The organism is Georgenia sp. Z1491 (assembly GCF_057652395.1).
The window spans coordinates 1,754,519-1,769,583 of sequence record NZ_CM172729.1 but is presented as its reverse complement, the minus strand read 5'-3'; the positions used below and the strand labels follow the sequence as shown (position 1 = coordinate 1,769,583).

Annotated in this window: 15 protein-coding genes; 2 read left to right on the top strand and 13 right to left on the bottom strand. The window is 73.1% G+C overall.

The features are described 5' to 3' along the window. Nucleotides 1–41: 41 nt before the first annotated feature. From AC24HA_RS08290 to AC24HA_RS08280, 3 genes are all read right to left on the bottom strand, one after another. The gene (locus tag AC24HA_RS08290; protein WP_425709066.1) at nt 42–1,079 is read right to left on the bottom strand and encodes a zinc-dependent dehydrogenase; all 1,038 of its coding nucleotides are present in this window, start codon (nt 1,077–1,079) and stop codon (nt 42–44) included. After that, nucleotides 1,076–1,873: a class I fructose-bisphosphate aldolase gene (locus AC24HA_RS08285; protein ID WP_425709067.1), complete on the bottom strand. Its 798-nt coding sequence runs from the start codon at nt 1,871–1,873 to the stop codon at nt 1,076–1,078. Before AC24HA_RS08285 ends, AC24HA_RS08290 begins: the two co-directional genes overlap by 4 nt. A 164-nt stretch (nt 1,874–2,037) precedes the next feature. Continuing rightward, nucleotides 2,038–2,865: an aldo/keto reductase gene (locus AC24HA_RS08280; RefSeq protein WP_425709068.1), complete on the bottom strand. Its 828-nt coding sequence runs from the start codon at nt 2,863–2,865 to the stop codon at nt 2,038–2,040. 245 nt (nt 2,866–3,110) lie between these two features. Between AC24HA_RS08280 and AC24HA_RS08275 the strand changes: the two genes are divergently transcribed. Continuing rightward, the gene (locus AC24HA_RS08275; RefSeq protein ID WP_425709069.1) at nt 3,111–4,676 is read left to right on the top strand and encodes an FGGY-family carbohydrate kinase; all 1,566 of its coding nucleotides are present in this window, start codon (nt 3,111–3,113) and stop codon (nt 4,674–4,676) included. A 164-nt stretch (nt 4,677–4,840) separates the two neighbouring features. Here the strand turns inward: AC24HA_RS08275 and era are convergent, their stop codons facing one another. From era to hrcA, 7 genes are all read right to left on the bottom strand, one after another. Beyond that, complete coding sequence (gene era / locus AC24HA_RS08270) at nt 4,841–5,854, bottom strand: GTPase Era (protein ID WP_425709070.1); 1,014 nt, start codon at nt 5,852–5,854, stop codon at nt 4,841–4,843. Then, entirely contained in the window at nt 5,851–7,191 is a 1,341-nt protein-coding gene (locus AC24HA_RS08265) for a hemolysin family protein (protein WP_425709071.1), read from the bottom strand. Before AC24HA_RS08265 ends, era begins: the two co-directional genes overlap by 4 nt. 7 nt (nt 7,192–7,198) lie before the next feature. Next, the gene (ybeY, locus tag AC24HA_RS08260; protein ID WP_425709072.1) at nt 7,199–7,651 is read right to left on the bottom strand and encodes an rRNA maturation RNase YbeY; all 453 of its coding nucleotides are present in this window, start codon (nt 7,649–7,651) and stop codon (nt 7,199–7,201) included. Then, the gene (locus AC24HA_RS08255) at nt 7,648–8,745 is read right to left on the bottom strand and encodes a PhoH family protein (protein ID WP_425709073.1); all 1,098 of its coding nucleotides are present in this window, start codon (nt 8,743–8,745) and stop codon (nt 7,648–7,650) included. Before AC24HA_RS08255 ends, ybeY begins: the two co-directional genes overlap by 4 nt. A gap of 74 nt (nt 8,746–8,819) precedes the next feature. Then, nucleotides 8,820–9,749: an RsmE family RNA methyltransferase gene (locus tag AC24HA_RS08250; protein WP_425709074.1), complete on the bottom strand. Its 930-nt coding sequence runs from the start codon at nt 9,747–9,749 to the stop codon at nt 8,820–8,822. A 16-nt stretch (nt 9,750–9,765) separates the two neighbouring features. Further along, nucleotides 9,766–10,899, bottom strand: a complete 1,134-nt coding sequence (dnaJ, locus tag AC24HA_RS08245) for a molecular chaperone DnaJ (protein WP_425709075.1) — start codon at nt 10,897–10,899, stop codon at nt 9,766–9,768. Nucleotides 10,900–10,992: 93 nt separating this feature from the next. Beyond that, nucleotides 10,993–12,009, bottom strand: a complete 1,017-nt coding sequence (gene hrcA / locus AC24HA_RS08240) for a heat-inducible transcriptional repressor HrcA (RefSeq protein WP_425709076.1) — start codon at nt 12,007–12,009, stop codon at nt 10,993–10,995. A gap of 318 nt (nt 12,010–12,327) precedes the next feature. On the opposite strand from hrcA, the gene AC24HA_RS08235 reads away from it, so the two are divergent. Then, on the top strand, nt 12,328–13,221 hold the full coding sequence (locus tag AC24HA_RS08235) for a DUF3097 domain-containing protein (RefSeq protein WP_425709077.1): 894 nt from the start codon (nt 12,328–12,330) through the stop codon (nt 13,219–13,221). Between the two features lie 78 nt (nt 13,222–13,299). Here the strand turns inward: AC24HA_RS08235 and AC24HA_RS08230 are convergent, their stop codons facing one another. From AC24HA_RS08230 to AC24HA_RS08220, 3 genes are read right to left on the bottom strand one after another with little or no spacing between them, the layout of a single operon-like run. After that, nucleotides 13,300–14,007: a VOC family protein gene (locus tag AC24HA_RS08230; protein ID WP_425709078.1), complete on the bottom strand. Its 708-nt coding sequence runs from the start codon at nt 14,005–14,007 to the stop codon at nt 13,300–13,302. Between the two features lie 38 nt (nt 14,008–14,045). Then, nucleotides 14,046–14,621 (bottom strand): SRPBCC domain-containing protein, encoded by a 576-nt coding sequence (locus AC24HA_RS08225; RefSeq protein WP_425709079.1) that lies wholly within the window; start codon nt 14,619–14,621, stop codon nt 14,046–14,048. Further along, the gene (locus AC24HA_RS08220; protein ID WP_425709080.1) at nt 14,618–15,001 is read right to left on the bottom strand and encodes an ArsR/SmtB family transcription factor; all 384 of its coding nucleotides are present in this window, start codon (nt 14,999–15,001) and stop codon (nt 14,618–14,620) included. The genes AC24HA_RS08225 and AC24HA_RS08220 overlap by 4 nt, the downstream gene beginning before the upstream one ends. Nucleotides 15,002–15,065: the final 64 nt, after the last annotated feature.

Genomic DNA, 15,065 nt, shown 5'->3' with positions numbered 1-15,065 from the left:
GCGTCGGGCCGGGCGTGGACGGCCCAGGCGCGGACAGCGCCTCAGGGGTGGACGGCGACCTTGATGCCCTCTCCCCCGGCGGAGAACTCGATCGCCTCGACGGCGTCCTCGAGGGCGAACTCGTGCGTGACGAGGGAGGCGACGTCGATCGCACCGGAGGCGATGAGCGCGAGCGCGCGCTGGTGGTCGACCCGGCGCGAGTTCGACGCGCCCGTGACCACGAGCTCGTTGTAGTGCACGAGGTTCGGGTCGACCTCGGCGGAGACCCCCTTGGGGAAGCCGGCGAAGGCGTTGACCCGACCGCGCTTGCGCACGACCGTCAGCGCCTGCGCGAACAGGGCGGGGATCCCGATGGCGACGACGGCGACGTCCGCGCCGAGGCCGTCCGTGAGTGAGTGGACGTGCTCGCGCAGGTCGGTGACCGTCGGGTCGACGACGTCGGTCGCGCCGAGCGCGGACGCCACCTCGCGGCGGCCCGCCGACGGGTCGGACACGACCACCCGGCCGGCCCCGGCGAGCCGGGCGACCTGCGCGTGGAGCAGGCCGATCGGCCCGGCGCCGAGCACCACCACGGTCTCCCCCGGCGCGACCCCGTAAGACTCGGCCCCGCCGAGCACGCAGCCCAGCGGCTCGGCGAGCGCGATCGAGGAGTACGGGACGTCCGCCGGCGCGACGAACACGCCACCGCGGGAGATCGCCTCGGCCGGGACGGCGACGTACTCGGCCAGACCGCCGTCGAGCGCGTACCCGAAGATCTTCGAGTCGCTGCACAGGTTCTCCCGGCCGAGCCGGCAGTAGGCGCAGCGCCCGCACGGCACGGTCGGATTGATCCCGATGCGGTCGCCCACGGCGAACCCGTCCACGCCGGCGCCGAGCTCGACGACCTCGCCGGCGATCTCGTGACCGAGGACGACACCGACGTCGATGCCCGCCGACTTCTCGCCGCGGATGATCCGCACGTCGGTACCGCACACGGTGTTGGCGCCGGTGCGCAGGAGCAGTCCGCCCTCCGGCGCGGTCGGGGTCGAGACCTCCCGCAGCTCGACGATGCCGGGACCGCCGAAGACCGCCGCCCTCATCGGGCGTCGCCGGCCTGGTGCGTGATCCGGCCGAGGGTGGACAGGCGCTCCTCGAGGTCGCCGGCCTGCCACACGTTGCGGCCGAAGATCAGGCCGCGCGCGCCGGACTCGATGGCGCCGGCCGCGGCGGCCGCGACGTCGGCGTCGTCACCGGGAGCCCCACCCAGGGTGAGGACGGGGACGTTGCCGACCTCCTCGATGATGGTGCGCTGGGCCTCGACGTCGCCGACGTACTCGGTCTTGATAGCGTCGGCGCCCAGCTCGGCGGCGATGCGGCAGACCTGGCGCAGCCCCTCGGGGTCCTTTTGGTCCTCGTTGCGCAGCCCCCACAGGGTGCCCTCGACGATGACGGGCAGGCCGACGGCGTGGGCGCGGTCGATCGTCTCCGCGACGTTCGCGATGTTGTCGTAGAACATGCCGTCGGACTTCGGACGGGCGATGAGGTACATGCACAGGGCGTCGGCGCCGAGCGCGATCGCGTCGGCGGGGTCGACGAGCGGCCGGTAGCCCTCGCCCTGCTCCTCCTTCATCGCGGGGTCGAGCGTGGTCCAGTCGGCGCGCAGGATCGCGGCCGGTGCGCCGCGGTGGGCGAAGACGTGGGAGGCCTGCGCGAGCATGCCCTTGTTGAGCAGGATGCCGTCCGCGCCGCCGGCGGCCACGCGCTCGAGGAGCGCGACCGGGTTGCCGAGGCCGCCCGGGATGCGCAGCGACTGGCCGTGGTCGAAGGCCACCGTGAACGAGCGGCGGGTGTCCTTGTCGAACATGCGGCCGAGACGGATGTCGATTCCACTCATGGTGGGAGCTCCTTGGTTCGAGGTGGTGGTGCGGTTCGTGCGGTTCGTGCGGTTCATACGGTTCATGGGTGGTGCGCCGTGCGGGCGCGTGGCGGGGCGGTCGGGACGTCGGCGGTGCGGTGCGCCGTCGTCGGCCGTGCGCCGTCGCGGGACGAGGTCCTGCCTCAGTACTCCTCGTTGACGGCGGGGTCCTTGCCGAGTGCTACGCGGGGCATGGCGTCGATGCGCGCGATCTGCTGCTCGGTCAGCTCGATGCCGGGGGCGGCGAGGTTGGCGCGCTGCCGGCCGGCGTCGGCGGACTTGGCCAGGGCGGCGACGCCCTTGCCGACGGTCCAGGCGAGCGAGACCTCGATCGGGCTGACGCCGTGGTCGCGCCCGATCTCCTCCAGCGTGCCGTCGTCCATCATCCCCTTGCCGCGTCCGGCGACCCCCCAGCCCTGGGTGACGATGCCGTGCTCGGCGTCGAAGGCCCTGATCTCGTCCTGCGGCCAGCCCGGGTGGAGCTCGACCTGGTTGACCTCGGGGTACTCGCCGAACCGGTCGTGGACCGCGGCGAGGTGCTCGGGCAGGAAGTTCGACACGGCGATCGCGCGGATGAGGCCCTCGGCGCGCAGCTCCATGAGGATCTCGTAGGACTCGAGGTACTTCCCGAGCATCGGCAGCGGCCAGTGGATGTAGTACAGGTCGAGGCGGTCGGTCGCGAGGCTCTCCAGCGAGGCCATGAACGAGCGCCGCGTCTGGACGGCGCCCTGGTCGCCGCCGCGCAGCTTGGACACGAGCAGCAGCTCGTCGCGCGGGACGCCGGACTCGCGCACGCCCGCACCGACGGCCCGCTCGTTGTGGTAGCGCTGCGCCGTGTCGATGAGCCGGTAGCCCGCGCGAATCGCGCCGGCGACGGCGGTGCGGCCGACGTCACCGTCCATCTGCCAGGTCCCCAGCCCCACGGGCGGGATCTCGATGCCGGACCGTGTGACGAATCGACTCGTCGGCACGTGCCTCACCTCTTCGTCTCGAGCGACCGTGCGCTCCGGGCCTCCCGCCGCGCGGGACGATCCGGTGCTGACACCTGAACGTCTCAGACACTAACATGGTGTTGTGTTGATTTAACACCCCATAATGTTGCGTCGTCGGCGGTGCTGCGCCGCCACGACGCCTCGCACGGCGTACGCTCGGGGCCCGCGGTCGGGTTCGCGACGACGCCGCCCGGCAGGTCCAGCACGCTCAAGGGAGAGAGACGATGACTGCATCCACCCGCCCCGACGGTCCGTTCGTCATGGGCATCGACTTCGGCACCGAGAGCTGCCGGGTCGCGATCTTCAACCTCGTCGGCGACCCGGTCGCCTTCGCGGCCACGCCGTACAAGACCACACACCCCCGACCCGGCTGGGCCGAGCAGACCGAGGACGACTGGTGGGGCGCCATCGCGACCTCCAGCCGGCAGGCCCTGGAGAAGGCCGGCCTCACGGGCGCGGACATCTCCGGCATCAGCTACGACGCCACGACGATGACGGTCCTCGCGATGGACGACAGCGGCCGCGCGATGCGTCCGGCGATCATGTGGATGGACGTCCGGGCGGTCGAGCAGGCCGAGCGCGCGAGCAGCTCCAGCTCGAAGGCGCGCCGGTACAACGGCGGCGGCACGATGCCGGCGACGGCGGAGTGGTTCCCCTTCAAGACGGCGTGGCTCAAGGAGCACGAGCCGGAGACGTTCAACGGCGCGAAGTACCTCGTCGACGCCCCGGACTGGATCACCTACAAGCTCACGGGCGAGTGGACGATCAACATCAACTCGGCGTCGGCGCGGATGTACTACGACCGGGACAACGGCGGCTGGCCCGTCGACTTCTACGAGGACATCGGCGTCGCCGACGTGCTCGACAAGATTCCCGGGACGGTCAACGACCTCGGCGTGGCCGTCGGCGGGCTGACCGGCGCCGCGGCCGAGCACCTGGGGCTCGCCGAGGGCACGCCGGTGGCGCAGGGCTGCGCGGACGCCTTCGCGGGGCAGATCGGGCTCGGCGTCGTCGCGCCGGGGAAGATGGCGCTCATCACCGGGTCCTCGCACGTGTTCATCGGGCAGACCGACCAGGCGATCTCCGGCGAGGGATTCTTCGGCGGCTACACCGACTCGGTCATGCCCGGGCAGTACACGGTCGAGGGCGGGCAGGTCTCGACCGGCTCGGTCGTCAAGTGGTACCGGGACAACTTCGCCAAACACCTCGTGGCCGAGGCGGAGGAGGCGGGCCGCACGGCCTACTCCCTCATGGACGAGCGTGCGGCGGCGATCCCGCTGGGGTCGGAGGGGCTCATCGTCAACGAGTACTTCCAGGGCAACCGCACGCCGTACACCGACGGCCGCGCGCGCGGCATCCTGTGGGGCCTGTCGCTGCACCACGGACCGGCGCACTTCTACCGGGCGATCCTCGAGGGCGTCTGCTACGGCACGGAGCACATCGCGCGCACGATGCGGGCCGCGGGGCACAAGGTCGACGAGATCGTCTCGTGCGGCGGTGCGACGAACAGCCCGTTCTGGATGCAGATGCACGCCGACGTCACCGGCACGCCGATCACGCTGACGAAGGTGCCCGACGCCGTCGCGCTCGGCTCGTGCATCCTCGCGGCGACCGGCGCGGGGCTCTTCGACGACGTCACGGCCGCGGCCGACGCCATGGTCCACACGGCCGACACGATCGAGCCGGACATGGACGCCCACGAGGAGTACCAGTTCTACCTCGACAGCTACATCGACACCTACCCGCGCATGCAGGAGCCGATCCACAAGATGGTCGACCACATCAGCTGACCGTTCACCCCCGGTCGTCGAGCGTGCGGTTCTGACACCTCGAGCGTGCGGTCCGCGGCCACGTGGGCCGCACGCTCGACGACCGGGAACCGCACGCTCGACGACGAGGGGCCGCACGCTCGACGACCGGGAACCGCACGCTCGACGACCGGTGCGGCGCGCTGTCAGAAGCCCAGGCGGCCGAGCTGTCGGGGGTCGCGCTGCCAGTCCTTGGCCACTCGCACGTGCAGGTCGAGGAACACCCTCCGACCGAGCCGGGCCTCGATCCCGGCCCGTGCCCGCGTGCCGACCTCCCTCAGGCGGGACCCGCCGCGGCCGATGACGATGGCCTTCTGCGAGTCGCGCTCGACCACGACCGACGCGTGGACGGCGAGCACGGGCGGACGGTCGTCGCCCTCGGCCCGCTCGCGCTCGACCATCTCGTCGACGACGACGGCGATCGAGTGCGGCAGCTCGTCGCGCACACCCTCGAGCGCGGCCTCCCGGACGAGCTCGGCGATCGTCAGCTCGACCGCCTCGTCCCCGGTGGCGCCCTTGGGGTACAGCGGCGGGGACAGTGGCATGCGGGCGAGCAGCAGGTCCGCCAGGAGGTCGACCTGGTCGCCGGCCACCGAGCTGACCGGCACGATCTCCGCGAAGTCGGCGAGCCCGCTCACCTCGAGCAGCTTCTCCGCCAGCGCCCCGCGCCCGACCCGGTCCGTCTTCGTCACGACGGCGACGAGGGCGCCACGCATGCCCTCGACCTCGGTGAGCAGGTGCCGGTCGCCGGGGCCGATCCGCTCGTCGGCCGGCAGGCACAGCGCGACGACGTCGACGCCGGTGAGGGTCTCGCGCACGACGTCGTTGAGCCGCTCCCCCAGCAGCGTGCGGGGACGGTGCATGCCCGGGGTGTCGACGAGGACGATCTGGCCGTCGCCGCGATGGACGATGCCCCGCACGGCACGCCGGGTGGTCTGCGGGCGGTCCGAGGTGATGGCGACCTTCTCGCCGACGAGCGCGTTCGTCAGGGTCGACTTGCCGGTGTTGGGCCGCCCCACCAGGGCGACGAAGCCCGCGCGGTGGTCGTCGGGCCAGTCCTCGTCGACGAGGTGGCCGAGGTCGAGGTCCGCCAGGGCGTTGGTGTCCTCGCCGAGCTCGGTGCCCGACCCCGGTTCGCCCGGGAACGGGACGTCCGTCATCGCTCCTCCTCCTCGTCGGGGTCGGACCGGCGCGCGAGGATCGTCGAGACGCGGCGCCGCCGGCCCTCCACGCGCTCGGCCTCCAGGTGCACGCCGTCGACGTCCACCGACGCACCGGCCAGCGGTACCTTGCCCAGCACCTTGGCGAGCAGCCCGCCCGCGGTGTCGATGTCGTCGTCGTCGAGCTCGAGGTCGAACAGCTCGCCGAGGTCGCTGACCGGGGTGCGGGCCGGGACGCGCCAGCGACCGTCGCCCAGGTCCTCGACCACGGTCTCGGCGCGGTCGTGCTCGTCGACCATCTCGCCGACGAGCTCCTCGAGCAGGTCCTCGATGGTGACGAGGCCGGCGATGCCGCCGTACTCGTCGACGACCATCGCGATGTGCACGGCCTGGGTCTGCATCTCGCGCAGCATGTCGTCCACGAGCTTGGTCTCGGGCACGAAGAACGGCTCGCGCATGACGTCGGCGCACAGGACGTGCTCGGTGTCGGTGCGGCGGTGCACCCGCCGCATGACGTCCTTGAGGTAGAGGATGCCGCGCAGGTCGTCGAGGGAGTCGCCGTGCACGGGCACGCGCGAGAACCCGGACCGGGTGAAGAGGTTGAGGGCCTTGGTCAGCGGCTGGTCGCCCTCGATGGAGACCATGTCGGTGCGCGGGACCATGACCTCGCGGACGTAGGTGCGGCCGAGCTGGAACACGGACTCCAGCAGCTCGCGGTCCTTCTCCTCGAGCCGCTCGGCGTCGTTGACCCGGTCGACGAGCTGCTGGAGCTCGTCGGCGGACTCCTGCGCGAGATCCTCCTCGGAGCGCTCGCGCTCCGGGGCGAACGCGCGGCCGAGGCGACCGAACGCACCGGCGACGGCGGTCACGGCCGCCACCAGGACGGAGAGCCGCGCCAGGGTGCGCCCCGGGTGACGGCGGCCGAGGCGCCGCGGGCCGATCCCGGCCACGACGACGACCACCACCGCGCACGCGCCGACCGCGGCGAGCACGACGAGACCCCAGGGTTCGATCACCGTCGTGGCGGCGACCGTCAGCAGGACCGCGGTGGTCATCTCGACGAGCACGCGGACGAACATCAGGCCCGCGAGCCCGGTCTCGCGGCGCTCGACGAGGCCGGCGACGCGTGCCGCCGCGGGGTGGTCGTCGTGCTCGAGCTCCGAGACGCTCGACCGGCTGATGCGCGTCAGTGCCGCCTCCGCGGCAGAGAACAGCGCGGCGACGACGAGCAGGAGGGCCGCGGCTCCGAGCACGACGACCAGCGGTGCGTCGGACGCGGTCGCGGCCCCGGACGGGGCGGTGGCGAGCAGGGAGCCGCCGGTATGCGGAGGGGTCATGGCCGGGTCACCGCCCGGCCAGGAACGTCAGCAGGAGCCGACGCTGGAGGTCGAACATCTCCTTCTCCTCCTCCGGCTCGGCGTGGTCGTAGCCGAGCAGGTGAAGGATGCCGTGGACCGTGAGGAGGCCGAGCTCCTCGGCCGTCGAGTGTCCGGCCGTGCGGGCCTGGGCGGCCGCGACGCTCGGGCAGAGCACGACGTCGCCGAGCGTGCCCTCGACGGGAGGTTCGCCGTCGGCGCCGGGACGCAGCTCGTCCATGGGGAAGGACAGGACGTCGGTCGGTCCGGGCTCGTCCATCCAGCGCACGTGGAGGTCGGTCATGACGTCCTCGTCGACGAGCATGATCGACAGCTCGGCCTGCGGGTGCACGCGCATCTCCTCGAGCACGTAGCGGGCGAGCGCGGCGAGCTCCTCGGCGTCGGCACCGCTGCCGGACTCGTCGTTGACCTCGATGCTCACTGCTCGACTCCTCGGCGTCGGACGGGACGAGTGGTGCCGGCTCGCCCGCCGGCACCGCGGGTGGACCGGGCGGCCGCACGCCGCTCGCGCTCGCCGTCGGCCTCGGCCTGGGCGTCCCAGCGCTCGTAGGCGTCGATGATGTCGCTGACCAGGCGGTGCCGCACGACGTCGCGGGAGGTGAGGTGGCACATCGCGATGTCGTCGACCCCGGTCAGGATCTCCTGGACGACCTTCAGACCGGAACGGGTGCCCGAGGGCAGGTCGATCTGGGAGACGTCCCCGGTGACGACGATCCGCGAGCCGAAGCCGAGCCGGGTGAGGAACATCTTGATCTGCTCGGGCGTCGTGTTCTGCGCCTCGTCCAGGACGATGAAGGCGTCGTTGAGGGTGCGACCGCGCATGTAGGCCAGCGGGGCGACCTCGATGGTGCCCGCGGCCATGAGACCCGGCATGGAGTCGGGCTCGAGCATGTCGTGCAACGCGTCGTACAGCGGCCGCAGGTAGGGATCGATCTTGTCGGTGAGCGTGCCCGGGAGGTAGCCCAGCCGCTCGCCCGCCTCGACCGCGGGGCGCGTGAGGATGATCCGGGTGACCTCCTTGCGCTGCAGCGCGAGCACGGCCTTGGCCATGGCGAGGTAGGTCTTGCCGGTACCGGCCGGCCCGATGCCGAAGGTGACCGTGTGGGCGTCGATCGCGTCGACGTAAGCCTTCTGCCCCAGCGTCTTGGGCCGGATGGTGCGGCCGCGCGAGGAGAGGATGTCGGCGGTGAGCACGTCGGCGGGCCGGGTGTCCCCGGCGGTGAGGATCGCGGTGGCCCGGTCGACGGCGTCGGCCGTCAACGGCTGCCCGGCCGACGCGATGTCGACGAGCTCCGCGAGCAGCCGCTCGGTCAGGGAGACGTCGCCGTCCGGTCCGGTCATCGTCACCACGTTGCCGCGCACGTGGATGGCCACCTGGGGAAAGCCTCGCTCGACGGCGCGCAGCACCTCGTCGTTCGCGCCCAGCAGGAGCATGGGGGGCAGGTGGTCGGGGATCGTCAGGTGCCGGGTGTCGTCGCCCGGCGCGGGGCTTCCGTGGTCGGTGGTGCGGTTCATGGGTCGGGGACGGTGCCCTCGAGACTCCTGGGGGTCGGCGGGTGCGGACTCGGCCATCGTAGCGAGACCGGCGCTCACCAGCGGCCGAGGGCGGCGCCGAGCGCCGCGAGGGCCGCGGGCCCGGCGCTGGAGGTGCGCAGGACGTGCGGACCGAGCCTGACCGGGACCGCGCCGGCGGCCACGAGGGCGTCGAGCTCGGCGTCGGAGATCCCGCCCTCCGGCCCGACGACGCACCACACCTCGCCGGGCGCGGCCGCCGCGTGCTGGACGGGGACCTCCGGGGCGGCGGGACCGGGCGCGACCGCCGCGGGCCGGACGGGGACCTCCGGGGCGGCGGGACCGGGCGCGACCGCGCCGGCTGCGAGGAGCGCGGCGAGCCGCTCGGTGGCGGACTCGTGCAGGACGAGGACGGTGGCTCCGGATCCGGCGGCGCCGGGCGCGCCCGCCCCGTGCCCTGCGGTCCCCCCGGGCCCCGAGGCCTCCGCGGCCCCCGCCCCGGTGGCCCGCGCGACGGCGTCGGCGAGGCTCGCGGTGGTGACGACGGCGTCGACGGCGGGGACGCGGGCCCGCCGCGACTGCTTCGCCGCGCCCTCGGCGACCGAGGTCCACCGCGCACGGCCCTTGTCGGCCTTCGCGTCCCACCGGGACACGCATCGCTCGGCCTGCCAGGGCACGACCCGGTCGACGCCGAGCTCGGTGGCGGACTCGACGGCCTGCTCGTCCCGCCCGCCCTTGCCGAGGGCCTGGACGAGGACGAGCCGCGGCGTCGGGGCCGGCTCGTCGACCACGGTGGTGACCGAGACGGTGAGGCGGTCCTTCGCGGCGTCGGTGACGGCGCCGGTCACGCGGCGGCCCCGCCCGTCGACGACGTCGACCTCCTCGCCGCTGCGGATGCGCCGCACGCTCGCCGCGTGGTGCGCCTCCGGGCCGCGGACGTGCGCCACGCCGCCGGCACGCACGTCGGCGAGCTCGGCGGGCTCGGCGAGGAACACGGGCCGCGTCATGGGCGTCGCGGGCGGGTCAGCGGCCGACGAAGCGCTCGCGCAGGCGCGAGAACATCGAGCTGTCGGCGCTGGTGAGGCGGGCCTCCGGACGCTCCTCGCCCCGCGCGCTGGCGAGGTTGCTGAGCAGCTCGCGCTGCTCGTCGTCGAGCTTGGTCGGGACCGTGACCTCGACGTCGACGTGGAGGTCGCCGCGGCGTCCGCGGGCGCGCAGCCGGCCGACGCCCAGTCCCTCGAGCGTGATGCGCTCACCGGGCTGGGTGCCCGGCACTACGTCGATGTCCCGCGGCCCGTCGAGCGTCTCGATCGAGGCGAGGGTGCCCAGCGCGGCGGCGGTCATCGGGATGGTCAGGGTGCACAGCAGGTCGTCCCCGTGCCGCTGGAACACGGGGTGCGGACGCTCGCGCATCTCGACGAACAGGTCGCCGGGAGGACCGCCCGCGGGACCGACCTCGCCCTCGCCCTGCAGGCGCAGCTGCGTGCCGGTGCTCACGCCCGCCGGCACCTCGACCGAGATCGTGCGGTGCGAACGGACGCGGCCCTCGCCGGCGCACTCCTGGCACGGCTCGGGGATGACGGTGCCGTGCCCGGAGCAGGCCGGGCACACCGACGTCGCCATCATCTGGCCGAGGAACGAGCGGGTGACGCGCTGGACGGAACCCTGCCCGCCGCACGTGGTGCACGTGGTCGGGGAGGTGCCGGGCCGGCAGCAGGTGCCGTTGCAGGTCCCGCAGACGATGGCGGTCTGGACGGGGATCTCCTCGGTCGAGCCGAACACGGCGTCGACGAGGTCGATGTCGAGCACGATCTGGGAGTCGCGTCCGCGGCGGGCGCGCGGGACGGGACCACGCATCCCTCCCCCGGCGGCGCCGCCGAAGAACTGGGAGAAGATGTCGGCGAAGTCGCCGAACCCGGCCGCACCGGCCCCGGCACCACCGCCCCGCAGCGCGTCCTCGCCCCCGGCGTCGTACATGCGCCGCTTGTCCTGGTCACGCAGCACGTCGTAGGCGCGCTGCACGTCCTTGAACTGGTCACCCGCCTCCGGCCCGGCGACGTCCGGGTGCAGCTGGCGGGCGCGCTTGCGGTAGGCACGCTTGATCTCGTCGGGGCTCGCGTCACGGCTCACGCCGAGGATCGAGTAGTAGTCGCTCACAGGTCGCAATCTGTCGCAGTGGTTCGGTTCGGTGCTGGGTGCGGCGGGCCGGGTGCCGCGGCGTGCGGCCCGGCGCCGGTCGGTGGCCCGGGTCTACCCGCCGAGGAAGCGGGAGAGGTAGCGGGCGACGGCGCGGACCGCCGCCATCGTGCCCGGATAGTCCATGCGCGTGGGGCCGAGCACGCCGACCCGCGCGACGACCTCGCCGGAGGCACCGTACGCCCCCGCGACGATCGACGCCTCCGTCAGCGAGTCGTGGTGGTTCTCCGAGCCGATGCGCACGGTGAGCCGGTCCGCCTCCATCTCGGCGAACAGGCGCAGCAGCACGACCTGCTCCTCGAGCGCCTCGAGGACGGGGCCGATGGTGCGGCTGAAGTCTGTGCCGGCGCGCGCGAGGTTCGCGGTACCGCCCAGCACGATGCGCTCCTCGGAGTCCTCGGCCAGCACGCGGCTGAGCTCGGAGGCGACGACGTCGAGCAGCGGGCGCCGGCTCGGCTCGAGCAGCTCGGCGAGGTCGACGAGCGCGGGGCCGATGTCCCGGGCGGGCAGGCCGGCGCACACGAGGTTGAGCCGGGCACCGAGCTCGGCGATGTCCACGAGGTCCGACTCGGACGGGATCTCGACGGTGCGCTGCTCGACCCGGCCCGCCGCGGTGATGATGACGATGAGCAGCCGGCGCTCGTCGAGCGGGACGAGCTCGAGGTGGCGCAGCGAGGTGCGGCTGAGCGACGGGTACTGGACGACGGCGACGTTGTTGGTCAGCTGCGCGAGCAGGCGCACCGTGCGCTCGACCACGTCGTCGAGATCGACAGAGCGGCCGAGGAGTGTCTCGATGGCCGTACGCTCGGCCCCGGACAGCGGCTTGAGGGTGGCGATCTCGTCGACGAAGGCGCGGTACCCCTTCTCCGTGGGCACTCGGCCCGCGGACGTGTGGGGCTGTGCGATGTGGCCGGACTCCTCGAGGGCGGCCATGTCGTTGCGGATCGTGGCCGGCGAGACGTCGAGGTGGTGGCGCTCGACGAGCGCGCGCGAGGCCACGGGCTCCGAGGTGCGCACGAAGTCGCTGACGATGGCCTGGAGCACGCGCAGGCGGCGGTCCTCGGTCGACATGGCACCTCCTCGATCGACGTCCTCCCGGTCGGGCCGCCGACCGGCGCCCGCTCGGGTCGCTGAGGGTCGCGGGCCCGGCTCGACGCGGCTGCCGGGGGCGCGCCCGGCACCGTCGAGGTAGCACTCGACACCTCTGAGTGCCAATCGTACGCGGTGAGCGGCGGATGCCGCCGTGAACCGCACCACCGGGCTGGCGCCGCGGGGCGGGCTCCGCCACAGGTCCGCGGCGCGGCTCGTCCGGCACTCCCCCAGCGCGTGGCGACCCGCCCCGTGGGCGGGCTCCGCCGTCGGGCGGTGGTTGATACGTACCCTCGGCCGGTGACCGACCGATACGGACCCGACGTCCTCGCCTCCCCCCGTCCCGACCCGCGCCGGCGACCCGTCACGCGAGACGTCCCCGCCGAGCGGGGCCTCGTGGTGGAGGACGTGGAGACCGGGTTCGTCGGGGCGATCACCCGGATCGAGAAGTCCGGCGGGATGCACCTCGTGACCCTCGAGGACCGTCTCGGCAGGCGCCGCTCGTTCACGCTCGGTCCGGGGTTCTGGATCGACGGCGCACCGGTCCGTCTCGTACCGCCGCAGGTGTCGGCCGCTCAGGCACGGCCCGACGTCGCGCGCACGGCGGGCGGTCGCAACCTCACCGCGTCGGGCTCCCTCAAGGTCGAGGGCGGTCGCGCCCGGGTGGCGCGGGCGTCGCGGATCTGGGTGGAGGGCCGGCACGACGCCGAGCTCGTCGAGCGCGTGTGGGGCGACGACCTCCGGGTCGAGGGGGTGGTCGTCGAGCAGCTCGAGGGCGCCGATCACCTCGCGGACGTGCTCGCGGCGTTCCGGCCAGGACCGGCCCGACGGGCGGGCGTGCTGCTCGACCACCTCGTGGCGGGCTCGAAGGAGACGCGGATCGTCGACGACGCGCGCCGCCGGCTGGGCGGCGCCGCCCAGCACGTGCTCGTGCTCGGTCACCCCTATGTCGACGTCTGGCAGGCGGTGCGGCCCGAGCGGGTGGGGCTCACGGAGTGGCCGCACGTGCCGCGCGGGACTGACATCAAGGTGGGCACGCTCAGGGCCCTGGGGTGGCCGCACGCCGACCAGGGCGACGTCGCGCGCGGCTGGCAGCGCATCCTCGGCTCGGTGCGGACCTACGCCGACCTCTCTCCCCAGCTGCTGGGGCGCGTGGAGGAGCTCATCGACTTCGTCACCGGGGTGCCGGAGTAGGTGACGCAGGACGGTCCTCGGCCGGCCGCGCGGCCCTCATCGCGCGGCGCTCCTCGTACACCGCGCAGCGCCCGGGCCTCAGTCCGGGCCCACGGGGCCGACGGATGACGTGTCGGCGCAGAGGACGCCCCGGTTGCCGTCCTGGTCGGCGATGACAGTCAGGGCGGGAGAGGATGCGTCGTCGACGACGGTCCCGCCGGCGGCGAGGGCCGCGGCGATCCGTTGCTCGACCACGTCGGGCGCGACGTAGACCTCGAGGTGGAACCGCTGCTGCGCCTCGCCGTCGCCGAACCACAGGTTCGGCACCCGCCCGGTGGCGTCCCGGATCTCGTCGCCCGACGGCGTCCCGCGGCCCCGGTCCTCGGCGTTCCCGGTCAGCAGGGCGGTCCACACGGGCGCGACTGTGGCGGACCGGGTGGTGTCGAGACCGAGCTCGAGCTCCCCGACGGCGGTGGGGTCGGCCGTGACGGCGTGGCCGCCGGCGATGTCGGTGATGCGCCGGGCCAGGTCGAGGTCCTTGTTCGTCACCCACTCGACGACGTGCTCCTCGCCGTCGTCGTCACGAAAGACGGCGTCGTCGCTCACCAGCTCCAGATCGACGTAGCCCCTGCCGATCGAGACGCGCGGGTGGTGGCCGACCGCGTCGCCCGCCTCACCGATCGCGGCCACGAACCGCACGGCGGTACCGAAGTCGTCGACCAGGTAGCGGGCGTGCAGCCCCTGGGCGAGCTTGCGCCACTGCGCGAGGTCGGCCGCGGCGATCTGCTCGCCCATGAGCATGTCCATGCGGGAACGGTAGCGGCCGCGAGCGTGGGGCGCAGGGTCTACCTCAGACGCTGCTCGACGTAGACGGCCAGGTTGCCCAACGTCTGCCGACCGCCCTCGATCGCGCCGTGGCTCTCGACCGCCTCGTCGCGCAGGGCCGTGGTGGGGAACACCGTGCGCATCTCGATCAGCGTGTGCTCGACGTCGCCGTGCTCGGTGTCTGCACCTTCGGCATCGGCGCCGGTGCGACCGGCGGCGTCATCGACATCCCCGCCCCCACGGCCGAGCTGCGGCGTGAAGGTGAGGACGGACGTGAAGGAGCTCGGATCGTCGCGGTACTCGCCGTGGAGCAGCACGATCCGCGCCGGCGGGTCGATCTCGGTCCAGGTGATCCACTCGGGGTAGTCGGTCCCGTCCGGGCCGTGCATGACGAAGTCCCAGACGCCGCCGACGCGGAAGTCGAACGACCGGGTGGTCGTGGTGAACCCGTCCGGGCCCCACCACTGCGCGAGGTGCCGTACGTCGGAAAACGCTCGGAACACCAGCTCGCGCCGTGCGTGGATCAGGCGGGAGATGGCGACCTCGCGGTCGGCAGTGTCGGATCGTGCGGTCCCTGCGTCATCGGTGCTGCTCACGTCTGCTCCTCGTCGTTGTACGGCATCTCCGGTCGGACACGCTCCTCGTGCTCCGTGCGTTCGAGCTGCTGGACGTACGAGTCCAGCCGATCGAAGGACTCCTGCCAGAACTGCTCGAACCCGCCCGTCCACTCGTGCACCGGTCGCAGCCCGCGCGCATCGAGGGAGTAGATGCGCTGCTGCCCCGAGCGTCGGTCCCGCACGAGGCCGACCTCGCGGAGCACCCGCAGGTGCTTGGACGCCCCGGGCTGCGTGATGTTCAGCTCCGAGGCCAGCTCTGTCACCGGTCGTTCGCGCGTGCGGAGGAGCCCGAGGATGGCGCGGCGCTGCGGCTCGGCGATCGCGTTGAACACGTCCGACGTCGTCGCTGCTCGGGCCATGAGGTCGAATATATACCCGTATCGGCATGCATTCAAGGGGTGGCGACGTCGAGCGGGACGACCC